26 protein-coding genes are annotated in these 24,456 nt (G+C 51.2%); 2 read left to right on the forward strand and 24 right to left on the reverse strand.

The features are described from left to right. Nucleotides 1–70 precede the first annotated feature (70 nt). From NYE70_RS06835 to NYE70_RS06920, 18 genes are all read right to left on the reverse strand, one after another. Complete coding sequence (locus tag NYE70_RS06835; RefSeq protein WP_341045485.1) at nucleotides 71–1,573, reverse strand: AAA family ATPase; 1,503 nt, start codon at nucleotides 1,571–1,573, stop codon at nucleotides 71–73. Beyond that, entirely contained in the window at nucleotides 1,566–2,099 is a 534-nt protein-coding gene (locus tag NYE70_RS06840; protein WP_341045487.1) for a hypothetical protein, read from the reverse strand. Before NYE70_RS06840 ends, NYE70_RS06835 begins: the two co-directional genes overlap by 8 nt. A 243-nt stretch (nucleotides 2,100–2,342) precedes the next feature. Beyond that, nucleotides 2,343–2,828 carry a cell wall elongation regulator TseB-like domain-containing protein gene (locus NYE70_RS06845; RefSeq protein WP_341045488.1) on the reverse strand — a complete coding sequence of 162 codons (486 nt, stop codon included), beginning with the start codon at nucleotides 2,826–2,828 and terminating at the stop codon, nucleotides 2,343–2,345. Nucleotides 2,829–2,889: 61 nt separating this feature from the next. After that, nucleotides 2,890–4,191 (reverse strand): amidohydrolase, encoded by a 1,302-nt coding sequence (locus tag NYE70_RS06850; protein ID WP_211020839.1) that lies wholly within the window; start codon nucleotides 4,189–4,191, stop codon nucleotides 2,890–2,892. Beyond that, a complete protein-coding gene (locus tag NYE70_RS06855; protein WP_211020840.1) occupies nucleotides 4,169–4,831 on the reverse strand; it encodes a redox-sensing transcriptional repressor Rex in 663 nt (220 codons plus the stop codon). The genes NYE70_RS06850 and NYE70_RS06855 overlap by 23 nt, the downstream gene beginning before the upstream one ends. A 37-nt stretch (nucleotides 4,832–4,868) precedes the next feature. Beyond that, entirely contained in the window at nucleotides 4,869–7,727 is a 2,859-nt protein-coding gene (gene dinG / locus NYE70_RS06860) for an ATP-dependent DNA helicase DinG (protein ID WP_341045490.1), read from the reverse strand. Between the two features lie 187 nt (nucleotides 7,728–7,914). Next, nucleotides 7,915–8,544, reverse strand: a complete 630-nt coding sequence (locus NYE70_RS06865; protein ID WP_290408569.1) for a tetratricopeptide repeat protein — start codon at nucleotides 8,542–8,544, stop codon at nucleotides 7,915–7,917. A gap of 108 nt (nucleotides 8,545–8,652) precedes the next feature. Continuing rightward, the gene (panD, locus tag NYE70_RS06870) at nucleotides 8,653–9,036 is read right to left on the reverse strand and encodes an aspartate 1-decarboxylase (RefSeq protein ID WP_290408563.1); all 384 of its coding nucleotides are present in this window, start codon (nucleotides 9,034–9,036) and stop codon (nucleotides 8,653–8,655) included. Further along, nucleotides 9,029–9,934, reverse strand: a complete 906-nt coding sequence (panC, locus tag NYE70_RS06875; protein ID WP_290408564.1) for a pantoate--beta-alanine ligase — start codon at nucleotides 9,932–9,934, stop codon at nucleotides 9,029–9,031. Before panC ends, panD begins: the two co-directional genes overlap by 8 nt. Continuing rightward, on the reverse strand, nucleotides 9,931–10,800 hold the full coding sequence (panB, locus tag NYE70_RS06880; RefSeq protein ID WP_213654998.1) for a 3-methyl-2-oxobutanoate hydroxymethyltransferase: 870 nt from the start codon (nucleotides 10,798–10,800) through the stop codon (nucleotides 9,931–9,933). Before panB ends, panC begins: the two co-directional genes overlap by 4 nt. 278 nt (nucleotides 10,801–11,078) lie before the next feature. After that, on the reverse strand, nucleotides 11,079–12,053 hold the full coding sequence (locus NYE70_RS06885; RefSeq protein WP_341047536.1) for a biotin--[acetyl-CoA-carboxylase] ligase: 975 nt from the start codon (nucleotides 12,051–12,053) through the stop codon (nucleotides 11,079–11,081). Next, complete coding sequence (locus NYE70_RS06890) at nucleotides 12,037–13,359, reverse strand: CCA tRNA nucleotidyltransferase (protein WP_341045491.1); 1,323 nt, start codon at nucleotides 13,357–13,359, stop codon at nucleotides 12,037–12,039. The genes NYE70_RS06885 and NYE70_RS06890 overlap by 17 nt, the downstream gene beginning before the upstream one ends. A gap of 25 nt (nucleotides 13,360–13,384) precedes the next feature. Then, nucleotides 13,385–14,545 (reverse strand): N-acetyl-alpha-D-glucosaminyl L-malate synthase BshA, encoded by a 1,161-nt coding sequence (gene bshA / locus NYE70_RS06895; protein WP_211020845.1) that lies wholly within the window; start codon nucleotides 14,543–14,545, stop codon nucleotides 13,385–13,387. A gap of 39 nt (nucleotides 14,546–14,584) precedes the next feature. Beyond that, nucleotides 14,585–15,298, reverse strand: coding sequence for a bacillithiol biosynthesis deacetylase BshB1 (bshB1, locus tag NYE70_RS06900; protein ID WP_211020846.1), 714 nt, complete (start codon nucleotides 15,296–15,298; stop codon nucleotides 14,585–14,587). Then, the gene (mgsA, locus tag NYE70_RS06905; protein ID WP_211020847.1) at nucleotides 15,295–15,717 is read right to left on the reverse strand and encodes a methylglyoxal synthase; all 423 of its coding nucleotides are present in this window, start codon (nucleotides 15,715–15,717) and stop codon (nucleotides 15,295–15,297) included. Before mgsA ends, bshB1 begins: the two co-directional genes overlap by 4 nt. 17 nt (nucleotides 15,718–15,734) lie before the next feature. Beyond that, nucleotides 15,735–16,538: a 4-hydroxy-tetrahydrodipicolinate reductase gene (gene dapB / locus NYE70_RS06910; protein ID WP_211020848.1), complete on the reverse strand. Its 804-nt coding sequence runs from the start codon at nucleotides 16,536–16,538 to the stop codon at nucleotides 15,735–15,737. Between the two features lie 31 nt (nucleotides 16,539–16,569). Further along, nucleotides 16,570–17,103: a tetratricopeptide repeat protein gene (locus NYE70_RS06915; protein ID WP_211020849.1), complete on the reverse strand. Its 534-nt coding sequence runs from the start codon at nucleotides 17,101–17,103 to the stop codon at nucleotides 16,570–16,572. Between the two features lie 53 nt (nucleotides 17,104–17,156). Then, nucleotides 17,157–17,489, reverse strand: coding sequence for a nucleotide pyrophosphohydrolase (locus NYE70_RS06920; RefSeq protein WP_211020850.1), 333 nt, complete (start codon nucleotides 17,487–17,489; stop codon nucleotides 17,157–17,159). A gap of 152 nt (nucleotides 17,490–17,641) precedes the next feature. On the opposite strand from NYE70_RS06920, the gene NYE70_RS06925 reads away from it, so the two are divergent. Further along, complete coding sequence (locus NYE70_RS06925) at nucleotides 17,642–18,505, forward strand: YitT family protein (protein ID WP_213654993.1); 864 nt, start codon at nucleotides 17,642–17,644, stop codon at nucleotides 18,503–18,505. 108 nt (nucleotides 18,506–18,613) lie between these two features. Here the strand turns inward: NYE70_RS06925 and NYE70_RS06930 are convergent, their stop codons facing one another. The 6 genes from NYE70_RS06930 to NYE70_RS06955 all read right to left on the reverse strand — a co-directional run bounded on the left by NYE70_RS06930 (nucleotide 18,614) and on the right by NYE70_RS06955 (nucleotide 23,093). Next, complete coding sequence (locus NYE70_RS06930; RefSeq protein WP_341045499.1) at nucleotides 18,614–19,516, reverse strand: sporulation protein YpjB; 903 nt, start codon at nucleotides 19,514–19,516, stop codon at nucleotides 18,614–18,616. Between the two features lie 72 nt (nucleotides 19,517–19,588). Then, on the reverse strand, nucleotides 19,589–20,233 hold the full coding sequence (locus NYE70_RS06935) for a DUF1405 domain-containing protein (RefSeq protein ID WP_290408568.1): 645 nt from the start codon (nucleotides 20,231–20,233) through the stop codon (nucleotides 19,589–19,591). 78 nt (nucleotides 20,234–20,311) lie between these two features. Further along, nucleotides 20,312–21,190 (reverse strand): menaquinol-cytochrome c reductase cytochrome b/c subunit, encoded by an 879-nt coding sequence (locus NYE70_RS06940; protein WP_211020853.1) that lies wholly within the window; start codon nucleotides 21,188–21,190, stop codon nucleotides 20,312–20,314. Nucleotides 21,191–21,255: 65 nt separating this feature from the next. Next, a complete protein-coding gene (gene qcrB / locus NYE70_RS06945; RefSeq protein WP_211020854.1) occupies nucleotides 21,256–21,927 on the reverse strand; it encodes a menaquinol-cytochrome c reductase cytochrome b subunit in 672 nt (223 codons plus the stop codon). Nucleotides 21,928–21,943: 16 nt separating this feature from the next. Continuing rightward, the gene (locus NYE70_RS06950) at nucleotides 21,944–22,486 is read right to left on the reverse strand and encodes a QcrA and Rieske domain-containing protein (RefSeq protein ID WP_211020855.1); all 543 of its coding nucleotides are present in this window, start codon (nucleotides 22,484–22,486) and stop codon (nucleotides 21,944–21,946) included. A gap of 178 nt (nucleotides 22,487–22,664) precedes the next feature. Next, nucleotides 22,665–23,093 (reverse strand): DUF2487 family protein, encoded by a 429-nt coding sequence (locus tag NYE70_RS06955; RefSeq protein WP_341045501.1) that lies wholly within the window; start codon nucleotides 23,091–23,093, stop codon nucleotides 22,665–22,667. Nucleotides 23,094–23,164: 71 nt separating this feature from the next. On the opposite strand from NYE70_RS06955, the gene NYE70_RS06960 reads away from it, so the two are divergent. Continuing rightward, a complete protein-coding gene (locus NYE70_RS06960) occupies nucleotides 23,165–24,436 on the forward strand; it encodes an MFS transporter (protein WP_211020857.1) in 1,272 nt (423 codons plus the stop codon). The last annotated feature ends 20 nt before the right edge of the window (nucleotides 24,437–24,456 follow it).

Here is a 24,456-nt window from a genome sequence, read left to right on the forward strand (position 1 = left end):
ATTTTATACCCAACATATAATAATATCTTAGCACGGCCGAAAAGTAAAAAAAAATAACCGGCATAAAGAATTATGCCGGTAAAGTTAAGCTGTCACGAAATTGACAACGGAATTGGTCTCCGGAGAGCCGTTCTTCTCTTAGAAGGATTTCCAACGACTGATCGAACACAGCTGAATTGTCGACCAAAAGCTGTTTTGTCCTTGCTCCGAGGTCGTCCAGAATTTTGGAATTCTCGTTCATCAGCACTTCCTTGGTGACCATATCCATATGGATGATCCCGAGTGAAGTAAGGCCGGAAGTCATCATCGTCTGCACCAGGTTCAGCGCCTGCTCGAAATCATTGCTCGAGCCGGTGCTCCGTCCGCCGTAATAGATTTCTTCCGCCGCCGCTCCAGCGAGGGCGATCATGATCTGCCCTTCAAGATACTGCTTCGTATACAGGTATTTCTCTTCCTGCGGATTATGTCTTACATAACCGAGTGCTCTGCCGCGAGGGCTAAGCGCTACCTGGTTCACACTGCCCGGTGCCACGACTTCGGCCGCTACGGCATGTCCCAGTTCGTGAACGGCAACCCGGCGTTTTTCTTCTTCCGTCGATTGACGGTCCGTCTTCTCACCCATCATGACCTTATCGATCGCCATCGACAGATGACGCTGATCAATCACGCTGCTCTCATCGCGCATGGCGTAAATCGCCGCTTCATTCATGACGCTCTCGAGCTGGGCACCGGAGAATCCGTACGATTCCTCGGCAACCTTTTCCAGATTGACGTCGGACGAAATCGGTTTGTTCTTAGCGTGCAGCTCGAGGATATGACGGCGTCCCTTCTTGTCTGGCAGATCGACCTGAATATGGCGGTCGAACCGGCCTGGACGCAGCAGAGCGCTGTCCAGCATCTCTTTACGGTTGGTTGCCGCAATCAGTAGAATACGCGGTGTTTCGGACGTATAAATACCGTCCATCTCGGTCAACAGCTGATTCAGCGTTTGATCATACTCGCGCTGCTGGCCGCCTTCCCGCTTGCCGCCGATCACATCGATTTCGTCGATAAAAATGACGGCGTTCTCTTTATTTTCCTTAGCCGCGCGAGTGCGCGCATCTTTGAACAAGTCACGGATCCGGCTGGCGCCGACCCCTACGTACATCTCTACGAATTCACTACCCGATGCCGCAACGAACACGGCGTTTGTATACTGAGCCGCAGCCTTGGCCATCAAGGTTTTACCGGTTCCCGGAGGCCCCGTCAGCAAAATCCCTTTAATCGGCCGAATGCCGAATTTTTTGATTTCTTCATGCCGAACCATAAAATCAAGCGCTTCGCGCAATTCCTGCTTGGCGCTGTCTTGCCCGCCGATTTCGTCGAAAGTCAAATTGGACGAGCCGATTTTTTTGCGTTTACGTTCCTGGGAAGCCGTGGCAACGATGCCGCCGCGCATCTTGACCGCCGCGAACAATGCCCCCAGCATAACTATGCCGACAAGCAGCGGAATGGCATTATATCCGATAAAAGCGAGGAAAATGAACAGGACGGGTACAAACCCGGCCGCCAGCTCCAGCATCCACTTACGCATTCGGCCACACCCCCATATTCTGCGGTACGCGAGGTAAAATAATAAATTTGCTCGCTTGTCCATCACTCAACGTAATATAGACGTTCCGATCGTCCATTTCAGCCTTGGCTGACAAATTGCTGTCTTTTTCCCGCAATTTATCCAGAGTGTCGGTAATACCGGTATACTCTTTATTTTCCATCGCCTGCGCGATCGGGAACAACGCCTCTTCCCACAAATCGTTAAGCTCCTGAGATGCGTTATCTTGCACTTCCAGCTTCAACTCCCGATTTCCGATCCACTTGCGGCCGTCATTCTGAATTTGCTTCACCAGACTGCCAAAATCGGTTCCCGGTTCTAAATTAAGTTTCACCAGGGCCTGTTTCTGGGTAATATCTGTTTGGACGCTCTTCACACCCTCGTATTGATTCAATTTATTTTCAAACGGGCTCTCGACAGCCCATTGTTTATAGGCAAACCATCCTCCGAATAATAGAGTCGCGGAAACAGCCACGCTCGCGATAATTGGTCCAACGCGCAATTTCACGGCATAATCCCCCTTGATGTAATATTAAATTCATATATCAAATAATACATTAAAACCACATTAGTATATATATCAAACTTACAAATATGAGTATATCACATCGTATATACATTATCGAATAAAGTTGTGAATATATTTAAAATTTTTATAAAAGTGCTCTAAAAACAGCCTTGCACTGAAGCACGGACCGCTTGACAGGTCCATGAATTCAGCGCAAGGCTGTTATCATTTCTTATGCAACATTTACCGGTTCGGCAATGTGAATACCTCTTCCAACGCCTGGCCGTCGCTAAACCGGAAAAAACGGTAATAATGATGCGCCTTTTCCTTATAAAAAAGCTGCCAAACCAATTCATTGTTGTAGATACCCGGCAAAAGCCGCACGACTTCAATACCGGGATATTGATCATGTATGATTGTACGGACTTGGCTTTCCGATACGCCCTCGGACAGCAGCTTTACTTCAGCCTGCCCGCCCTCCGGCAGCCAGACCATGATCTCTTGTCCGTCTGCATCCTTGCCTTCCACTACCCAGCATACTTTGTCCCAGACCGATTTCCACACTTTTTCGGCTTCCGTCAGTCCGGCTTCCTGTCTGGCCCGTTGAACGGCTTCATTCTCTCCTTGCCATATATCCTCGTGGACATACAGATAAAAGCGGTGAAGGCCAATGAGCACCAGCACCAAAATCACAATGGAGAGCAGGATCCATTTGGTTCTGTTCTTCAACCTACTCTTCCTTTCCCCGATGCCGGCTTATTCCGGTTTCTCTTTCATACCCTGCGGCATGTTATCGGCCTAACAGGCCCTCAAAGGCAGCCTGGGCTTCAAACCGGACCTTCTCCTCGTCAAGTGTCAGACAAGCTCCGTGCTTAACTACCTGCTTACCGTTCACCCAAACATGCTCGACATCCTTCGAACCCGCCGAGTAAACGGCATGGGAAATATAATCCGTCCGCGGCAAGAAATGGGCTTGCTCCGTATTCAGCGCGATGAAGTCCGCCTTCATGCCCGCGGCCAGTCTGCCCGTATCTTGAAGGAAGAGCGATTTCGCTCCGTATTCCGTACCCATTCTGAGCGCTTCCGCAGCCGGAACTGCGGTCGGGTCGCCCGAGACTCCTTTGTGAATAAGAGCTGCCAGGCGGATTTCCTCGAACATATCTAGGTTATTATTGCTAGCTGGTCCGTCTGTGCCCAGGGATACGGTTACGCCCGCTTTAAGCAGGTCCGGTACGCGGGCAACTCCGCTTGCCAGTTTGAGATTGCTGCCCGGGTTATGGGAAACGGCCACATTGTGCGCCGCCAAAATTTCGATCTCCTCATCCGTCAAATGCACAGCATGTGCCAAAAGTGCCGGACGGCTGAACAATCCCAGGTTCAACAAATGCTGAACCGGACGCAATCCGTAATCCGCTACGTTCTGCTCGACCTCGGCCCGTGTTTCCGACATATGCGTATGCAGCGGCAGATTCAGGTCATGTGCCGCCTGAACGATCTTCTCGATATAATCCGGCGGACAGGTATATGGCGAGTGCGGCGACATCATCGTCGTAATCCGCCCGTCCGCTTTACCATGCCAATTACGGGCAAAAGCCACCGCCTCATCCAGCTTGTGCTGCTGAACGTCAGGCGGGCATAGCCCGATGACTCCGCGCGTCAGTACCGCCCGGATCCCCGATTGCTCGACAACGGAAGCCACTTGGTCCATGTGATCGTACATATCCAGGAAGGTCGTTGTTCCGCCTTTCAGCATTTCCAGAACGGACAATGCTGTGCCGCGGTAGACATCCTCCCCGGTAAATTTAGCTTCCATCGGCCACATTTTTTCCTGCAGCCAGGTTTGAAGCACCATGTCATCCCCATAACCGCGAAGCAAAGACATGGCGGCATGACCATGGGTATTGACGAGTCCCGGCAAGAAGAGCAGGCCTTTACCGTCGAAGGTTTCGGCGCCCTCCACGCCTTCTTCCGGACGCTGTTCGCCTATATAAGTAATCGTGCTGCCTTCTACCAGCATATATCCGCGAATGACCGGCTTCTCCCGGTCCGGCACGGCGAAGGTTCCGTCTTTAATCAACCATTTCCGATTCATGTTCCGAATGTTCCTTTCCTCCGTTCAAATAATAAGCAAGACTCATCAAGTCGGTTGTGAAATCGGCCGCATGCACCCGCACCTCAGAAGGTACCTTAAGGATCGTGGGCGCAAAATTCAAGATAGCCCCAATTCCAGCGGCCACAAGCTGGTCAGCTACTCGCTGGGCTTCCGGTGCGGGAACCGTAATAATTCCGATCCGGATCTGATTGCCTCTTACCGTATCCACCAGATCTTCGATCGGTTGAATCGTGATATTGTTGATCTGGGTACCGATTTTACCAGGGGATGCGTCGAATACGGCGACGATTTTCATATTGTCCTTCAAATAAGCGTTGTAATTCGACAATGCTTGTCCGAGATTACCGGCTCCGATCAAAGCCACGTTGATCTGCTGGTCCAGGTTCAGAATCTGGCGGATTTTCTCGATCAGATAGGAAACGTCATATCCGATCCCCTTTCGGCCAAAGTCGCCGAAATAAGCCAGGTCTTTACGGATTTGCGCCGGATTGAGATCCAGCTTTTGTCCAAGCTCCTGGGAAGAAACCGTCGGGACCTCCCGGCGGCTCAGTTCATTAAGAAAACGTAAATACACCGGCAATCTGCGTACTACGGCGTCAGAAATTTTTTCCGATTTCATTTGGTTATCCCCCTAATAGGCGCGATTTGAAGAACGTTTATTGTTCCTCTGCGTTCAGCCATTCCGAAATTCGCGGAATCATCTGCCCGAGCGGCATATGCTCCATTTTCGGTCCGGGCAAAGAATATAAAAAGTATTTCCCGTAGTAAGATTCCAAGATGCGTGTATCGTAAACAACCACGATCCCGCGGTCCTGCGAAGACCGGACCAGACGTCCGAAGCCCTGCTTGAACCGAATGACGGCTTGCGGAACGGACAGCTTCATGAACGGGTTCTTCTTCTGCTGCTGCAGCCGTTCGCTCTTTGCCTCCACAAGCGGGTGGTTGGGTGGCTGAAAAGGCAGACGGACAATAGCGAGACTCGTCAGAGCTTCCCCCGGAATGTCCACGCCTTCCCAGAAGCTGCTCGTTCCGAGCAGCACCGAAGCATGTTGTCCCTGGAAGCGACGGGTCAGCTTGGTCCGGCTTCCGCTATCCATTCCCTGCCCGATCACGGTAATTCCTTGTCCGGCCAGCAGCTCCTTCAAAGGATCATATACCTGCCTCAGCATCCGGTACGAAGTAAACAGGACCATCATACGGCCCTTCGTTACCACCGCTGTGTCGGCGAGGGACTGAACCAGAGTAGCCACGAAATGATCGTCCCCTACACTTCCCTTTACGCTCGGAAAGTCCCGCGGAATGACCAGCAGCGCCTGTTCCCGGTAATTGAACGGAGAAGGCAGCATCGAAGTAATCAGTCTGTCCTCCGCCGCGGCTTCGGTTAATCCAAGCTGATCTATCATATACTGGAACGATTTGTCGACCGACAACGTAGCCGAGGTCATGACTACACTTTTCTTTTTGTCGAAGAAATAACCCTTCAATTGCGCGCTCACGTCGATCGGAACCGCGAAAATTTGCAGGGACCGGCTACGGTAATTACCGTTTCCTTCTATCCAGTATACCGTATTCTCGTCCTCCAGCTTAATAAAAAATCGCAGCGCATCGCGTTCGGTTCCGAGATCCTTCAAGAGTCCGCTAATATCGGTGATCAGGCTCTCATAGCCGTAATCATGGTCGTCTTCCTTAAGCTCGTTGATCATCCGCTCGCCTTTGCGGAGAACGTCGCCCATAGCCACAAAAATTTGATTCTCCAGCGCGGCAAGCGTATCCCACGCCTTCGGTTTCTTTTGCGGCAGCAAGCGCAGCACAAACTGTCCAGGATCCCCTGGCGCTGCATCGCTGCGTTCAGGCATCAGCGTAAACATCAGCTCGGCCAGCCGATCCCAGTTCTCCTTCACATCCACAAGGGTCGGATACAATCCGTCAATAACCGAACACCATTCCGCAGATTTCTCACTTCCCGATTGCTGCAGCATACTGCGCAGATTCGGGAATTGCCCGGTATTACTATCCTTAAACAGCCGGGTGAGCGTATGGACAACGGTAAAATACTTCATTTGAAGTCCCAAATGCTTGCCTGCCACTTCTTCCAAATGATGCGCTTCGTCAATTACCAGACGTTCGTATCCAGGCAGCAGCTGGTGGCCGGCTTGAATATCGGTGAACAGCTTGGAATGGTTCGTAATGACCACATCGGCAACACCCGCTTCATGCTTGGCCTTGTGATAGTAACATTTGCGGAACCACGGGCAAGAGCGGCCAAGGCACGAGTCCGATTCACTCGCCACCGTTTCCCAAAAATCTCCACCACGGTTTCCAAGGTTCAGCTCCTCGTCGTCGCCCGTCTCCGTATGGGCCAGCCATACGATCATCTGGGCGGCCGTCATCACCTCTTCTTTAGGTGTCGCAAAGTCTCTTCTATTAATTTTATGTTCAAATTTGCGCAAACACAAATAATGCTGTCTTCCCTTGAATACGGCTGCGCTGAACGGAAAAGGCACGACCTCCGTCAACAGGGGCACATCCCTTTCCCTCAGCTGCTCCTGGAGGTTGATCGTATGCGTGCTGACCATTACCTTCTCATCATTCTTCACGCTGTGGTAAATAGCCGGCAGCAAATATCCGAGCGATTTACCCGTTCCGGTCCCCGCCTCGATCAGCAAGTGCTTATCTTCGTCAAAAGCCCGGGTCACCTCGTTCAGCATCAGGTTCTGTGCTTCGCGCTCCTCATAATCGGGCAGCTTGGCGCGCAGCTTCTCCCGGACCTGCTCCATGAATTGCTCAAAGGACACATCGCGAAGCGGATTGCCAAGCATGGAGTTTCTGGCAGGCTCGATGTCCATCCAGTCCTCCACCTGCAGCGCAAACTGCCGGTAATACGTATAACCGTCAGGGCTTTGATCGGCCTCCCGTTCTTTTTCTTGAAGCATGGCATCAAAAAACCAGCCCAGATCGCTGTCTTCTCCGGCAAAAAGGTCTGACAACCTTTGCAAGACAATCAGCGGCAAATCGGCCAGTTCCTCGAGACATTTCAAGAAAATGAGCGCGGTCGCCAAAGCATCGCTATCCGCCTGGTGGGGCCGGTCATGCTCTACCCCAAACTCGGATGCGACCATTCCCAACTGATAAGTGGTCAACGAAGGGAAAAATATTTTCAAAAAATCCATCGTATCGAGAATGCGTCCCGTAAAAGGCAGATACCCGGTTTTATCGAGTGCACTCTGTAAATAATTAAAATCAAAAGCGACGTTATGTCCCACAAGAACGGCGTCGTCAAGTAACGGCACCATTTCCATCATGACTTCGTCCAGATCCGGCGCATCCTTGACATCGTCTTCCGAAATTCCCGTAAGTCCCGTAATAAAGGGAGGTATGGGTATTCCCGGCTTCACATAGGAACTATAGACCCGGGATACTTTCAAATCTTCATCTATAATGGCAAGCCCTGCTTGAATAATTTCATCAGAGGACTGGTTCCCCGTCGTTTCAAAATCGAGTACGGCATATTTCATGAGTTCCAAAGTCCCTTTCGTTCCAGTCTCTTTTACAGCATAACAGAAGTAAGCCGTTTTGAAAATTCCGGTGTAGACGGTATCCCCGGCAATGCGGACACAATAAAGAGCGATGCTCCCCCATTGAAAGGGGACATGCACCGCTCTTCTGAATCATGGCTTTTGTAACTCAGGTGACCGGATTACATTACAGCAGCGACGTCAATTCGTTTCCGTACTGGAGCTTCCCGGAGCTCTTCATACAGGCTTCCAGATTGGCCAAAGGCTCGGGCAGCGAAGGATCATGATAATGGGCCAAAGTAAAATATTCCTTCGCTTTCGTGCGCACGCCTTGCCGGGCTTCAATGCAGCCGAGCGCGTTATAAATAATCGAACGAAGTCGTTTACTACCGGAACCCTCCAGCACTTTCCAGAAATGAGCAACCGCTTCTCCAAACTGTTCCAGATGCATATGGCACATCGCCAAATAGGTTCGAACCACCGTGCTTTCTGGATAGGTTTCCAAAGAAATCTCAAACTGAGGCAATGCCTGGGAAAACATTAAAAGTTTATAATACCCTTGTCCTTTAATAAAAGCAGCGCAATTCATTTCGGGAAGCTGGGCGCTTTTTCCGCTGTCCGGACTTGCCCAGCTCTGGCGGAAATCGCCCATTTTCTCTTCAAAATTAAGCCATTCCTCAATAATGCCGTCACTCATATGCTTGAGCAAATGCCATTTCTTAGCCAGTTCTTGCTTCTGGTCGCCTTGGGCAACAGGGTATAAGGTCACGATTTCATCCAACATGTCATTCATTTCCGCAAATACATGCTGAAACATCATTCGCATCCCACCTTTAACGAAAATGAAAGCAGCTTGAGCCTTACGTTCATTTTTTGTCTTTGGCGGGCTTTTCATTCCCGGAGGCATTAATTGCATACGAAGGGGTTAGCGTACCGTCGCGTGCAGCTCCTGGCTCGCGGTTTCGACCGGAAAGTTATTCTCGTCCACGAACACGACCGTAGGCTTGTGGCTTCTCAGCTCTTCCGGCGACATTTGTGCATAGGAGATAATAATGACCTGATCGCCGGGTTGCACCAGCCGTGCAGCGGCTCCGTTCAAGCAAATGACCCCGCTTCCGCGCGGTCCCGGAATAACATAGGTTTCCAGCCGGGCACCATTGTTGTTGTTGACGATTTGCACCTTTTCGTTTTCAAGCAGATCGGCCGATTCCATCAAGCTCTCGTCGATCGTAATGCTGCCGATATAATTTAAATTCGCCTCCGTTACGGTAGCGCGGTGAATTTTCGATTTCATCATCGTTCTATACATGCAGCGCCTCTCCCTTCTTCATCAAAATTACGTTATCGATTAAGCGCGTCGTTCCGAATTTTACGGCCAGCGCAACGAGGACCGGTTCTTTCGCATCCTTGAGAATTGTCGACTCCTCAACAGGATTCAAGCGCGGATAATGGACAATCTCCACATAATCGATTACCGCCTGTGGCTCGGCCTGAATCGCCTCCGTCAATGCCTTGAGTGCTTCCCCCGCAGTAATGCTCTCACCGGCTTCCACGCCGGACTGCAGCTTCTGCAGGCTTCTGGATAACACCTTGGCTGCTTCCCGCTGCTCAGCGCTCAAATACACGTTACGCGAGCTTAACGCGACGCCGTCGCTCTCGCGGATAATTGGACAAGGTATGATCTCGACATCGAAATTGAGATCCTGAACCATTTGCGCGATCACCGCCGCCTGTTGTGCGTCCTTTTGTCCGAAATATGCGTTAGTAGGCTGAACAATATGAAGCAGTTTGCCCACGACAGTCGTCACTCCGTCAAAATGTCCCGGGCGTGAAGCTCCACACAACCGCTCCGTCAATCCCTCCACCTTGATCTTTGTCGCCGTAGGATGGGGATACATTTCTTCCACGCTTGGCAGGAACACGGCGTCCACGCCTTCGCGTTCAGCCAGCGCCAGATCCTTGTCTTCATCGCGGGGATAGCGGTCGAAATCCTCATTCGGTCCGAACTGGATCGGATTCACAAAAATGCTAAGAACGACGATTTCGTTATCCTGACGTGCCCGCTGCAGCAAGCTCGCATGGCCCTCATGCAGAAATCCCATCGTAGGAACAAGTCCCGTTTTGGGAAATTTTCTATCTTTAGCGGCTTTAATCCGCTCGATCTTTAAGTATTCCTTTAGTTCCCTGATCTCTCTAAACACTTTCATGACCGGGACTCCACCTTCCCTTTGCCGTATAATTGCTCGATCACACCGTCTTCGGCGGCAAACCCGTGTTTTTCTTCCGGAAACGCTTTGCCCTTCACTTCACTTACATATTGTGATATGCCAGTGCGAATCTCGGCACCGATATCGGCGTAAGTTTTGACGAACCGCTTCTCCCGGTAATCCGAGCCGTATTTCAGTACATCATGGAATACCAGCACTTGACCGTCAACCTTCCGGCCGGCACCGATGCCGATCGTCGGAACGGAAATCTGCTCCGTAATTGCTGCGGCTACTTCTTCTGTCACCAGTTCCAGAACGATGCCGAACACTCCGGCGCTCTCCAACGCCTTCGCTTCCTCCAGCAATCGCCGGGCATCGCGCTCATCCTTACCCTGTATGCGATAACCCCCGATCTGGTTGACGGACTGAGGCGTCAACCCGATATGGCCTAGTACAGGGACACCGGCCTCAACAATTCTTCGAACCGCAGGGGCAATTTCGGGGCCGCCCTCCATCTTCACGGCATGGGCGCCGCCCTCCTGCATGATCCGCCGCACGGTCTTCAGAGTTTCATCAATACTTCCGTGATATGTCATAAAAGGCAGGTCGGCTACGATAAAGGTATGCTGCGCTCCGCGGGCAACCGCCCGGGTATGGTATACGATATCGTCGGTCGTTACCGGTATGGTGGAATCATATCCGAGAACCACATTCCCGAGCGAATCGCCGACCAGCAACACATCGATGCCCGCCTCTTCCGCCAGCTTGGCGGAAGGATAGTCATAGGCGGTAATCATCGTAATCGGATTGCCTTCCTGCTTCATTTTTTTCATCTTTACAATGTTCAGTGGATGTTTAACAGCCATTGTTTCTCCATCTCCTCCGGCTTTCCGGTCGTGAGCGTTTCGTTCGCGGACACGCCAAAAAAACCTTTTAGTTTAGGCACTAAAAAGGTCCGAAATCCAAAGAAGAGTCACTGTCGCTCGTTCTTTCTGTCTCGGTCCTCTTCGGCTCAGAGCAGAATCCAACGTCACCGTGGAAATCTCATCAACTCAAAATAAGCTATATTGTGCCCTCAAGAGTGCAATTCGAATACCGATATCGCCTCTTGAGGACAGTATAACAAAATGTTTTGCATTTTTCATCATGCAAGTTGTACATCTCCTGAGAAAATCGTGATGTGATTGCCTGTATCGTCCAGCAGAACCAGCGCGCCGGACTCGTCTAAAGCCTCGGCCGTCCCCTCCGTCTCGCCGCGTGGGGTCTTTACGGTCACGCGCTTGCCTAACGTCACCGATAAGGCTTCCCATAAATGGCCAATGGGTGCGAAGCCTTCCTCTTCATAGAGATTGTAGAGCTGCTCCAACTCATTCATTACGGCCGAAATCAAGGTTGCGCGGCTTTGAGTTTGGCCGCTCTCAATTTTTAAAGAAGTAGCGACCTTATGGAGCTCCGAGGGCAGTTCTTCCAACTCTACATTCACATCGATTCCGATACCGGCTATACAATATTTGATCCGCTCATCTTCGCCGACGGATTCGATCAAGATCCCGCATATTTTTTTGCCTTGAACCAGCAAATCGTTCGGCCATTTGATTCCCGCATCCACCCCGGTAACTTTTCTAATCGCCCGGCACACCGCCACAGCGGTCAACAGAGTGAGCTGCGGCGCAAATGACAAGGGGCGCTGCGGTCGCAGGAGCAAGCTCATCCATATCCCTTTACGGGCGGGAGAATACCATCTCTTCCCTTGGCGGCCGCGGCCCCCGGTTTGTTCCTCCGCGATGACCAAAGTTCCTTCGGGTGCGCCCTCTTCCGCAAGCAGCCTTGCTGCCTCCTGCGTCGACGACGTTACTTCCATCAGGTTCAAATGCCTGCCGAAAGATTTTGTTTGGAGTCCTTCCAGCACATCGCCTTCCTCCAGCTTGTCCGGTGCAAAAACAAGTCGGTACCCTTTACGGGACACCGCTTCGAATTCATAACCTTCTTCACGAAGTTTATTGATCTGCTTCCATACTGCCGTTCGGCTGATCGACAAGCGCCGGCTGATCTCCTCGCCCGATATATACGCTCCGCGGTGTTCGCGCAGAATGTCCAGCAATCTAAGATGTTCCATTATCATTCACCACAACTTTCGCATGTTCCAGCAAAGTTTCCCGTTCGTTTGCCAAGTCCCCGGCAGCGGCCCCGAGCAGCAACCGGTTCATTAATTCCCCTAGCCACGGACCGCCCCGCTTACCGAGTTGCTGAATCACATCCCCGCCGGTTACGGCCAGCTCCTGCAGCGTATGGATAACGACTTCCTCATGCCACTTCGCTTCCTCTTGCTCCAGTAGGTGGAGTCTCTCATGAGTGGTAGTGTCCGTACTAAGGGCTCCCAGCAGAGTCTCCTGACGAAGCAGCCAATTGGCGGCAACCGCTTTTCCGAAGGCCAACTGCAGTTCTATCCAGTTTTGCCGCTTGAGCCGCTCTTCCATCCCGGACAATTTCACGGTACTCCAGAGCTCGTCAAACCGGACGAGTGCGGCAGCCATTTGCGCCGCTGCATTGGAGAATGTCCATTCTTTCATCAAGCTTGCAGACTCATCCCCAGTTACATCAAGTGCTTGCAGCAGTAGAGACCATCGTATTTCAGGCTGGTCCGACGAACATCGTTCCAAGGCAGCAATCCATGGCGAGCGCTCCTCCGTCTTCGAAAAAGGAACCAGGGCAGCTTGGGGCACCGGTGCCTTCACATATTCGAGCAATCCGCTGCGCTGAAGCATGGCCAGTCCCCGCACCGGATATGGGCCCAGCACGATCTTTTCCAGCTCGGTTCGAATTCGTTCCATGGCGATGAAGGCGATTTTCGATCTGCCGGCGCGCATCGCCGACCATAGGCTTTTCACCGGACGGAACGCGAATACGGATGCGAAGCGGACAGCTCGTATCATCCGCAGGGCGTCTTCGTCAAACCTCTCCGAAGCATCGCCCACGCAGCGAATCAGGCCGGCTTCAATATCTTCGCGACCGCCGAAAGGATCGGTAAGCCTGCCTTCCCCGTCTCCGGCGATTGCATTCATCGTAAAGTCGCGCCGCTGCAAATCCTCGGTGAGCCTCTCTACGAATTCCACGCTAGAGGGATGACGATGATCTTCATACTCCGCCTCTTTACGAAACGTGGTTACCTCAAAGACATGATCGCCAGATACCACGGTAACCGTCCCATGCTGGAGTCCCGTCGGAATGGTGCGATCGAACAGCCTTATCACATCTTCAGGCTTGGCCGAAGTTGCTATATCCATATCATGGACGGGCCGACCCATAATTTCATCGCGGACACAGCCGCCGACGAAATAGGCCTGGTATCCGTTTTCCAGCAGGCGCGCAAGCACCTTTTCCCCCTGATGTCGCATCAGGGGGTCTGCCATTTTCCAAAGGCTCATGTTCCATAAACCTCCAACTTGCCGTTTAACCGCAGGCCGGCTTAATTTGCGGCAGCTTACGGTCCAACACGCGGTAATAAATCGATTCATAGGCGGCTGTAATAATATCGCTGCTGAACTCGGACTTCGCCCGCTTCAAACACGCTTCACGAACTCTTGCTGCCAGCTCCGGCTGACTTAACAAGGAAATGCAATAGTCGGCCATTTGGCGAACATCCCCGATCGGCGCCAAAAATCCGGTCTCCCCGTGAGCCACAAGCTCCGGAATCCCGCCTGCTATCGATCCGACGGTCGGCACGCCGCAGGCCATCGCCTCCAAAGCCACGAGACCAAAGCTTTCCTTTTCCGAAGGAAGCAGAAGCACATCGGCCATCGAGATCACTTGGGCGATGTCGTCCTGCTTGCCAAGGAAATGGACTTTGTCGCTGAGTCCCATCTCTTTGATTTTCCACTGTACTTTAGGCAAATCCGGGCCTTCTCCGACAAACAGCAATCGGGATGGAATTTGTTGATTGACCAAATTAAAGACGTCAACGACGTCGCTTACGCGTTTCACCGGTCTGAAGTTGGAAATATGCATCAGCACTTTCTCTTCCGGATCGGCAAAATCACGGCGGCATTCGCAAGCGCTCCGCGGATAGTATTCTCTTCCGTCCACAAAGTTGTAAGTCAAATCGATATCCCGCGTAATATCCAGTACTTCACGAGTTTCCCGCATCAAATCCAGGGAGACCGAAGTCACGGCATCACTTTCGTTAATCGCAAGACGTATCAGATCCTTAAGCGACTCGTCTTGAGCCAAGACCGTGATATCCGTCCCGTGCAGCGTCGTGACAACCTTCAGTTTGTCCCCGACCATCTGTTTCGCCAAGAAGGCGCACACCGCATGAGGAACGGCATAATGGACATGCAGCACATCCAGCTCCTGCTCTTTCGCCACCTGCGCCATTTTGGTCGCCAGGGATAAATCGTAAGGAGGATACCGGAACACGTAATAATCGCTGACCTCGACCTCATGATATTTAATGTTTTTGTGAAAGCTGCCGAGCCGGAAAGGAACGCTGTGGGAAATAAAATGGACCTCATGTCCCTTTTCCGCCAGCTGTTTACCCAGTTCGGTCGCTACTACCCCCGAGCCGCCAAGCGACGGATAGCAGGTAATTCCTATTTTCAAAAATGGGTCCATATGGTGGGGGCCTCCTTATTTGTTCTGATCCTGTATAGTTTATGAGCGGCCGGACCCGAATAGATTAACCAGATACGGTGTTTTAACAGCAAAACCTTCCGCATACGGAATCAGCTTGCGCTGTCCTAGCAGGGAGTCTCTGGCTTGAACCCGCTCCACGTAACCTTGATTCAGCGGAGTAAGAGCCACATCCTCTCCTGCGGAAGCCTGTCCGAATTGCGAACGGTAGCAGCCGAGTGCCTCTATCTTGCTGGGGTAACAATCCGTTACATCCACCAGTAAATCCGGGGTTTTCCAGTCGTTGATGAAATAATAATACAGCTCCGGAGCCGGTACCGCCGGCTTGTCCGGCATATAGCGGCGGAGCTTGGCGTTGAACGCGGCTTCTTCCACGAGTTTGCTGCAAGCCACATGATCGGGATGACGATCCTCCCAATACGGGGCAAAAATTACCGAAGGTTCATACTTGCGAATTACTTCGGTCACCTTCGCGATTTGTTCGGGTGTTCCCGACAATCCACGGTCCGGCAATCCCAGGTTTATGCGGAGCGAAGCTCCGAGCACCTCGGCCGCCGCCAACGCTTCCTGCTTACGAAGCTCCACGGTACCGTTGGATGACATCTCCGCCTGGGTCAAATCGCATAAGCCCACCTTATATCCTGCGGCTACCTGCTTGGCGATCGTACCTGCCATTCCGATCTCCGCATCGTCGGCATGAGCGCCGAAAATAAGAATATCCAGTTTCTCGCTCATTGTCCCAGCCCCGGCTTATTATTCTCGACCAGCTCTCGCCATGCGAAATCCCCGCGATCGAGCGCTCTTACGAGAATCTCCGCCGTCGCAAGGTTCGTTGCTACCGGGATACCATGAACATCGCAAAGACGCAGTAATGCCGTAATATCCGGCTCATGCGGCTGCGCCATCAACGGATCACGGAAGAAAATCACGAGATCCATTTCGTTCTGCGCGATCAAAGATCCGATTTGCTGATCGCCGCCGAGCGGACCGGACAGAAATCGATGAATTTTCAACTCCGTCGCTTCCATGATCCGCAGACCCGTTGTCCCGGTGGAGTACAGCTTCTTATCCTTAAAGACATGCTCGTACGCAATTACAAAATTAACGATATCTTCTTTTTTACGGTCATGGGCAATAAAAGCAATATTCAACATGTTTAACTCTCCCTCTGTCAATCCACAAAATGGTCGAATCCGTAGATCATGCCTTGATATTCCAGCACCTTTTTAACCGCCAGATTCACGCCGGGCATATAACCCGCGCGATCATAGGAATCATGCCGGATCTTCAGCGTCTGTCCGAAGCCGCCGAAGATCACCTCCTGCTGCGCGAATACGCCGGGCAGGCGGACGCTGTGAATACGGAATCCGTTGTAGTAACCGCCCCGCGAGCCTTCGATCGTTTCTTCTTCCTTCGGATTTCCTTGACGAAGCTCCTCACGGTTCATTGCGATCAACTCCGCGGTTTTGACCGCGGTACCGGAAGGGGCATCCAGCTTCTGATCCCCATGATACTCGATGATCTCCAGATGAGGGAAGTATTTCGCGGCCTGCGCCGCAAACTTCATCATAAGAATGGCGCCGATCGAGAAATTCGGAGCTATCAATCCGCCGATGCCTTTATCTTTGCACTGCTTGTCCAGAAGCTCGATTTGCTCCGGAGTAAATCCGGTCGTTCCGACCACCGGAGCTACCCCGTGCTTGACCGCTAATGCAGTGTTGTCATAAGCGGACGCCGGGGTAGTAAAATCGACCAATACCTGAGGTTTACTCTCAACTAAAGCAAGCTCCAGATCCGTAGTCATCCGGACGCCGCATGCCGGAAGCCCGACGATAGAGGCTGCGTCAACTCCTTCATCACTTTGGCCGATAGCAGCGACCAATAGAAGTTCCGGATCTTCCAGAACCATCTTTATTACTTCTTTACCCATTCTGCCTGCCGCTCCTGCAACAGCTACTCTAATCTGTTCACCCACCCGAGATCCCCCGCATTCTCTAGAAATTATTTTACTCCATATATTCCCTGATTCTTTGTTCCAATTCTTGCAGTTGTTTGGCAATCCCGTCATCCTGCGGCAAAGAGGCCGCTTCTTGGGCGGCGTTTAAAGCCGATTCGTATTGCTCTAATTCCGTATACGCGATCGCCAGCCAGATTTGGGCGTCCACGGACAACGGATCCAACTCCACCGCCCGTTCCAGCAGTCTTGATGCAGGCTCTGCGGCTCCCGCTTTATTCACCGAGCTTCCTCCGGATTCTCCCTCCAGCAATCTCTTAGCCATAAGGGTCAGTTCCTTGGACTGCAAACGGTCAAAGTGCAGCATATATTCCTCCTGCAAAGGAGCCAAAGCCGCCGCCAATCGGGCATGGACCAGCGCTTTCTCCAAGCGGTTGCTTCTAGCGCAGGTTATCGAACATCTATAGTGGATATCCCCATTGTCCGGCTCGAGGGCAAGCGCCTGCTCAAACCATTGGATCGCCTGTTCAAAGTCGTTCTCGTAGATGCTCCGGTAAGCTTTTTTCAAGTATTCCTCTGACTTCATCTGCCGTCCCCCTGTCGATGGGCTGATATTACTACAGCATATGAAGATTGGTCCTAATCGGTGTTCTTTTTGGTCCAACGTGTAGCATCGCGGGTATTAAATTTATGCATCACTTTATCGTGTGCAGACGTTAAATCAATACCGAGCGAATTGGCGAAACACATCGTGATGAACAAGATATCGCCTAATTCCAGCTCGATCGAATTATCGGCTTCGTCCGCCTTTTTCGGCTTCTCACCATAAGTATGGTTCACTTCGCGGGCCAATTCGCCGACTTCTTCGCTCATCCGGGCCAGCATCGCGAGCGGACTGAAATAACCTTCTTTAAATTGGGATATGTATTGGTCCACTTCACGCTGCAGCTCGGCGAGAGACTTCTCTTTCAAGGGCCATCCCTCCGTTTAAGGTCTGATATCATAACTATGTTATCGTAAAGAAGATTTGAAAACAAATCATTTTTTAATCGTACCGTAAAAAGGTATACTAAGGTGTACTGCTTAAAAATCATCATACAAACGATAGGTGAGGGATTAATTGAATGAACACTGGTAAACTCTCAGGTTACATGAAGACGATACTTCCAATTCTTTTGGGGACGGCCGTCTATGCCTTCGGGCTTCTTTATTTCATTATACCCAATCAATTGATGGAGGGCGGCGTAACGGGCATAACCATCCTGCTCAAATACGCTTTCGGGATTTCCCCCTCGCTTTCCAACCTGGTTATAAACATCCCGTTGTTCTTTCTGGGTTGGAAAATCCTCGGCGGCCGCCAAATTATCTATACGGGAATCGGAATCGGGTCGCTTTCGTTCTTTCTATGGATTTTTGAAAAAATGATTGATTCCGGATGGATCGAGACGTTTGAAACGGATTATATCCTGGCATCTTTGTATGCCGGGGTCACTCTCGGAGCCGGGCTCGGCATTGTTTTCCGCTTTGGCGGGACAACCGGGGGATCGGACATTATTGCCCGGATTTTGGGGCGGAAATACGGATTCAGCATGGGACAGGTCATCCTGACGATCGATATCATCATTATCGGCTTGTCTCTATTCTATGTAGCCAAAGAAAATATACTGTACACCCTCGTCGCGGTATTTATCGCCTCCAAAGTAATCGACTTCATTCAGGAGGGGGCTTACGCAGCCAAAGCGCTTACGATCATCAGCGACCATGCTCCGCAAATCGCGGACATTGTTACACGAGACATGGACCGCGGGGTTACGCTGATTCCAGCGATCGGCGCTTATTCCAAGCAAGCCAAGCACATGGCTTACTGCGTCGTATCCCGGCAGGAGATTAGACGCCTCACTGCGATCGCCAAATCGGTCGATCCGCGGGCGTTTATCATCATCAGCGATGTGCATGACGTGCATGGAGAAGGCTTCAAGGAGGATTAGAATATTCTACAAGGGTTCTGTCTATTGCTATATGAAAACCGTGTCCAGAGCAAAGAAAAGACGCCTTAAACGGCGTCTTTTTTATATGGAGGACTTTGAACTTTCACTTTAAAACCGGTAGCTGTCCGCCCTGTCTTTTTTGGCATGGACCGAAATTACGGTCTGGTCGGCTCGGTATTTCCGGAGTCCGGTATAAGCCAGCGCCAGCACAATCCACCCGCCGATCAGCACGCTCCAGTACCAGGGGCTTCCGAATCCGGTAATCGGCAAAAATACGGGTTCCCCCGTTTTTCGTCCAAACAGCTCCTTGAGCAGTCTTTCGCCTTGGCTCACCGCCTTGCCTGCGGATGGCTCATCCCAAGCTTTATCATTGCTGAGCCGCTCGACATAGGACATCCAGGAATCGAAGCGGTTGATTTCGGAAGCGTCCTTGCGAATCACCGCAGCGGGCCGGATCATAGCATAATGCGACTGCAAAGCCAGAAAAGCCTCACGGAACAAAGCGGGACTTCCCTTGGTTCTGCCTCTTTGCATCTTCTCCATATCATCAGCCATCACTTTGTAGTATTGAAGCCAAAGCGCATTATCCTGATGTGCTAGGCTGTTTACCGCCAATCTGAGCCTAGCGGACGATGCAGCCCATTCTTCGGGAGAAACCTCTACCCTGGCTAGCGTCTCACGGACATCTATGATGCTCTCCGCCAGGGCATGTATTCCCTCAACCGAGGTCAGCCCTTTAAAAGAGAGTCCCTCCAGAGAGTCGGTCAAACGCTCCATTTGCAGATGAGCCCCTTGCGTATTCCCCTCTTGCATATCCCGATACAGTTCTTCGGCCGCTTGCTCAAATAGGGCCAGCTTCTCCTTATCCCCCTGTACCAAGCCTTTGGTAGTTTCCTTTGGCGAATCAGAGGCGGCTGCGACCGATCCGGCACCATATGGCAGCAATCCGCCGAGCATAAACGAAATACCCAGTAACGAATACAATATAAATTTCCTAATTGCATTTTTCACGGACAATCCCCTCCCTACCACCATGGTATGGCGGGCTGTCCAACCTTAGAACTTGGGTCCAGTTAAGATGAACTATTGAACTCGGCTGATCCTATTTCTTTTAGCGCCTCTGAGGGCGAGCCAGCCGGCTCCCACACTGGCCAAGGTCAGGCAAATGGTAAAGACCATGACGGCCGGAACGTCATCCCACAGCGGCTGCGGCAGCCAGGGATATACTTCAAAAATATAGTCTACCGCATCGTTAAGCAGCGTCCAGGCACCCGCGCACAGCAGCATGCTTGTCCCAAATTTGAACAATCGGACATACAATAGGGCTTCGACGGCCATAGCCAAATGGGAAGCGACCAGCATCCAGTCCTGCCAGACCAACTCCCCGCCTTGAGCATATCCGCCAAAAATCATACTGACTGCCCATACTCCATATTTCACGCTGGTCACTACAGCCAATCCTTCAATGAGAGTGCGGAGGAAATGATATTTTCCCAGTTGGGCCGGAAACAGTAGGAACAACAGGGCCAATGTAAAGAAAAGACTTGCCGTCGGACTGTCCGGAACGAAAACAAGCTGCCATTTCGGATGATTTACCCAGGTGTCCCGCAATTGACTTTCATACCATATGTATCCGTAGATCGTACCAAGTAGATTACAAATAAACAAAGGCCACAACAGCAGCCGCGAAGATAAGAATGAACGGCTCCAGAAGAGTGATAATTTCAAACCTCTACCCCTTTTCCCTATGTAAAATCTAAAAAAAACCTGACCGCCAAAACGATCAGGTTTTCGTTTACTACTATTTTACTGTTCCGTTTTTTGTTTCGCAAGCCACTCGGCCAAATGGTCGATGTCCTGATCGGTCAGACCGTTGCTGATCGCCGTGTCGTACATCGGTGGCATCTTGCCGTTGTAGCCTTCCTTAATTATAGCAAGGATAGCATCCTTATCATGCTTGTCGCCAACTCCGCGAAGCGAAGGACCGCCCGCGCCTTTTAGGTCGGCTGCGTGACAAGAAATACACGTTGCAGTCTTATAGGCTTCCATCGCCGGATCGTCCTTATCCACGATCGCGACTTCTTCCTGCTTCGTTCCGCTTGAGGTCGGCAGACCTTTCTCCCGGTTCTCCCTCGCTTTTTCTTCACGCTGGATATGTTCCGGCTCAGTTCCCGAAGCTTCAAGTTCATGCTTGTAATGCGTCCATGCAAAGTTCGTCAAGTACACCAGGGAAATCAGCGACAGAAACATGAGTGCCGATGCAATCGGACGTTTGTAAAAGCGCCGTTCTTTGCCGCGGTCCAGGAACGGAGCCAGCAGCAGTCCCCCGAAAGCGACGGTAGGAATACCAAGGGTACCCAATACGACAAAATCACCGGAAGCATAAGGGTATTTCAGATATTGATACAGGAACAGGAAGTACCAGTCCGGCATCGGAATAACCGAAGCGCTGGGATTGGCCGGAAAACCGAGCGGTGCCGGTTCCGAAATCGTCAGTACTAGAAACCCGACAAGAACGACAACCCCAACCATCCATTCTTTGAGCAGAAAGTTTGGAATGAAGGCCTCCGATTTACCCGGATAGGCCGTATAGTCGGGAGGAGTAATGAACCCTTTTCCTCTGCGGACCCGTGAATCGCCGACAAATACGACTTTTTCCTGTTTCGATTTGTCTCCATGAGCCATGTAAATGCCTCCCTTCTCAATTTGTTGAAATGATCACAGTTTACCTTCTTGCGCTCTATTACATCTTACAGAGGACCGGAAATCCCCTGTCTGCGGATCATAATAAAGTGTCCAACCAGAAGGATCAACAGCACGGCAGGAAGGAAGAACACATGGATGGCGAAGAAACGGGTAAGCGTTTCGGCGCCGACAATTGTACCGCCCTGCAGCAGTTCCTTAAGTATCGGTCCCAATACGGGAATCGAATTCGCAATTTCCAGTGTAACCTTGGTCGCAAAGTAAGCCTTATTGTCCCAAGGAAGCAAGTATCCCGTCAAACCGAGTCCGATCATAACGAAAAAGATGAGCATGCCCACTACCCAGTTCATTTCGCGCGGCGCTTTGTAAGAGCCGGTGAAGAACACGCGCAGCGTATGCAGGAACATCATCACGATGACCAAGCTCGCTCCCCAGTGGTGCATCCCGCGGACGATTTGTCCGAACGCGACCTGAGTCTGCAGATACTCGACACTGTTGTAAGCATTAATGATATCGGGAACATAGTACATCGTCAGGAACATCCCCGAAAGAATCTGGATTACCGTAATAAAAAACGTCAAGCCGCCAAAGCAATATACGAACGCCGAGAAATGATGCGCCGGATTGACATGTTCCGGTACTTCATGATCGGCAACATCTCTCCAGATCGGCGTGATATCAAGACGTTCGTCAATCCAGTTGTACACATTTTTAAACATCTGAATCTACGCCTCCTTATTTCACAATGGTATTCGGGATAATCTCGCCCAAATAGACCCAGTCGTCCTTCAGCATTACCTTGTACTCGTCGAGCGGTTTCGACGCAACGGCAAGCTGTTTGCCTTCCTTCGTATAATGCGCTCCATGGCACGGACAGTGGTATTCGTCCGGAAAATTCTTGTCGTTGTTCCAGCCGATTGTGCAGCCCAAATGCTTACAGATCGGTGAAAGCGCATAAATTTTCCCGCTCTCGTCCTTCCGGATCCAGGCCGTGAGATTCGCCGTACTTAAGTACCATCCGTCCTGCTGTTTCAGTTCGAATGTAAATTCCTGTGGTTCGCTCGTAATTTTGCTGATTTCGACCACTTTTACAAAAGCGCCTTCGCCTTTCTTCTGCAAAATAGGGTCCACGGCAAAACGAACCATCGGAAGCGTCACACCGGCTGCCATAAAAGCGGTAGCGCCTCCCAGAGTATATGTAAGAAACTGCCGACGGGACATTTCCTTACGTACGGGCGGTTTATGCGATGATTCATGCTCTTCGTGCTGATTGCTCATACTGTCTTCAACCCCCTTTGCCAGCCAATTCTTTCTCCATTTCAATGACATTAATCACACTTATGTGTAAGACATATTAATAATATATTAGCCTTCTAAGAGCGTCAAGAATTTGACACATCTTTTCCACCTTCCGGGAGCTAACCCTTCTGAAAATGTCGATAATTTGTCACAATCATTACTTGCGGCCAGTTTGCCACATTTGTTGAATTTGACCTTTGACCTCCAGAGTCGCCGCACGGTTGTCATTAGGGGAATAACGGCCCGGAGTAATGATCAGATCGGCGTCCGGCAGCACATCCGATGTAAATTCCACATTTTCAGAGATCACGATAGCGAAAGCAAAACCGGAACTCTTGACTTGACGGCAAACCGAATTGATCTGTTCGGCAATCTCTTCCCGTCCGTATTGAAAAGAAGGATATGTGACAACTCTCCCCTGGAAAGGGAGCTCCACCCAATCCATGATATCTCTTAGCCTTTCCAAAGCCCCCGTCACTTCATACGGTTTTTCTTCTCCGGTAAGGCCGGTAACAGGAATCAAGCATGTATCCAGGTATGGGCTCAGTTCTTCCCATGTCTCGGGTTCCACTTCGCTGAATTTCATAAAAAAATCCCCCTCCTATTATCTTTACTTTATAATATATAGAAAAAAGCGCTTATGGAGGAGTCCCTTTTATGGAAATTGAAACACAAAGCCAGCCCCGGGCAACCGGAAGGATAAAATTTATAGACCAGTTTGCCGCGCCTTTCCGGCAATCCCGACCATTCCCCTTCCTTTGGCTTGGGCAGCTGATTTCTTTCCTGGGCAGCTCCGTTACGATGATTATTCTTCCGGTAGTCGTTTATACCATTACCGGATCGACGACCATTATGGGCTTTATTATGGCCACGTACATGCTCCCCAACATTTTGATGCTCCCCGTGTCCGGATGGATCGTGGACCGTTATAACCGGACCGGCATCATGCTCTTCACCGATGCGGCGCGCTTCGTCTTGATGATGGCTATCGCCATTCTTTTGTTTACCGACAGCTTGTCCATCGGCATTCTGTTTGTGCTCGTTGCCTTATACGGGATGATGGACGGCCTTTTTCAGCCTGCATATGCCGCTGTGCGGGCCAGTGTGTTTACACCCGATATTCGCAATTCCGCCAATGCATTGACCCAGATCAGCAACCAGGCCGTCCGGCTGATCGGCCCTTCCCTTGGCGGACTGCTGGTGACCTTTCTGTCCGCGGGCTGGGGAATCGGGCTCGACGCTTTGACCTACGCCGCTTCTTTCGGATGTCTCTTATTCCTGCGCAGGCTGATTCCAGCCCATAAAAAGGAGATCAAGCAGAGCTCCGATATTAAGGGAGATTTTGCGGAAGGCATAAACGTCCTGAAAAGCAATCCATGGCTTTGGGTTACGATTCTGGCATTTTCCTTCATTAATATTTGTTACGGCGGATTGGTGATCGTCCTCATTCCGTGGTTATTTAAAGTCCACCTTGAAATGACCCCTTACATATATGGCATCGCCGTAACTTGTTCGGGTGCCGGTGCGATCCTCGCCGGGCTACTGTTCGGTACGCGCAGCCAATGGCGCCGTCGTGGCCTCTTAGCCTACGGCGGAGCCTTCCTAAGCGGTTTGGCCCTGTTTCTGATGGCCTTTACCACGTCGGCGATCGGTCTTTGCGCCCTCTTTGCTCTGGAGGGATTCGGTATTATGATGTTCGGACTGATCTGGGAGACGAGCCTCCAGGAACTCGTACCGGAGCAGGCCTTCGGCCGCGTAGCCAGCCTCGATATGCTGGGATCGTTCGCCCTGCTCCCGCTAGGCTATATCGCCATCGGGTGGTTGGCCGATCATATCGGCGGAACGGAGACCATGACTCTTTTCTCCGGGATGGGTATCCTGACTGTTCTGTTGGTCCTGTCGCTGCCATCCATTCGCAGATTCGATTAAACCTTAAAAAAATAGCTGCC

It is taken from the genome of Paenibacillus sp. FSL R5-0407, from assembly GCF_038009185.1.
In the GTDB taxonomy this organism is placed as follows: Bacteria; Bacillota; Bacilli; order Paenibacillales; family Paenibacillaceae; genus Fontibacillus; species Fontibacillus vini.

Coding starts and splice junctions, on each gene's coding strand:
- NYE70_RS06915 (WP_211020849.1), bottom strand. CDS start 17,103: ATGAAGTCAGAGGAATACTTGAAAAAAGCTTACCGGAGCATCTACGAG.
- NYE70_RS06950 (WP_211020855.1), bottom strand. CDS start 22,486: ATGAGCAATCAGCACGAAGAGCATGAATCATCGCATAAACCGCCCGTA.
- NYE70_RS06890 (WP_341045491.1), bottom strand. CDS start 13,359: ATGAGCCTTTGGAAAATGGCAGACCCCCTGATGCGACATCAGGGGGAA.
- bshA (WP_211020845.1), bottom strand. CDS start 14,545: ATGGACCCATTTTTGAAAATAGGAATTACCTGCTATCCGTCGCTTGGC.
- NYE70_RS06855 (WP_211020840.1), bottom strand. CDS start 4,831: ATGAAATCGGAAAAAATTTCTGACGCCGTAGTACGCAGATTGCCGGTG.
- qcrB (WP_211020854.1), bottom strand. CDS start 21,927: ATGTTTAAAAATGTGTACAACTGGATTGACGAACGTCTTGATATCACG.
- panD (WP_290408563.1), bottom strand. CDS start 9,036: ATGTATAGAACGATGATGAAATCGAAAATTCACCGCGCTACCGTAACG.
- dinG (WP_341045490.1), bottom strand. CDS start 7,727: ATGAAATATGCCGTACTCGATTTTGAAACGACGGGGAACCAGTCCTCT.
- panB (WP_213654998.1), bottom strand. CDS start 10,800: ATGGCTGTTAAACATCCACTGAACATTGTAAAGATGAAAAAAATGAAG.
- panC (WP_290408564.1), bottom strand. CDS start 9,934: ATGAAAGTGTTTAGAGAGATCAGGGAACTAAAGGAATACTTAAAGATC.
- NYE70_RS06955 (WP_341045501.1), bottom strand. CDS start 23,093: ATGAAATTCAGCGAAGTGGAACCCGAGACATGGGAAGAACTGAGCCCA.
- NYE70_RS06925 (WP_213654993.1), top strand. CDS start 17,642: ATGAACACTGGTAAACTCTCAGGTTACATGAAGACGATACTTCCAATT.
- NYE70_RS06850 (WP_211020839.1), bottom strand. CDS start 4,191: ATGAATCGGAAATGGTTGATTAAAGACGGAACCTTCGCCGTGCCGGAC.
- NYE70_RS06835 (WP_341045485.1), bottom strand. CDS start 1,573: ATGCGTAAGTGGATGCTGGAGCTGGCGGCCGGGTTTGTACCCGTCCTG.
- NYE70_RS06960 (WP_211020857.1), top strand. CDS start 23,165: ATGGAAATTGAAACACAAAGCCAGCCCCGGGCAACCGGAAGGATAAAA.
- NYE70_RS06940 (WP_211020853.1), bottom strand. CDS start 21,190: ATGGCTCATGGAGACAAATCGAAACAGGAAAAAGTCGTATTTGTCGGC.
- NYE70_RS06865 (WP_290408569.1), bottom strand. CDS start 8,544: ATGTTTCAGCATGTATTTGCGGAAATGAATGACATGTTGGATGAAATC.
- mgsA (WP_211020847.1), bottom strand. CDS start 15,717: ATGTTGAATATTGCTTTTATTGCCCATGACCGTAAAAAAGAAGATATC.
- bshB1 (WP_211020846.1), bottom strand. CDS start 15,298: ATGAGCGAGAAACTGGATATTCTTATTTTCGGCGCTCATGCCGACGAT.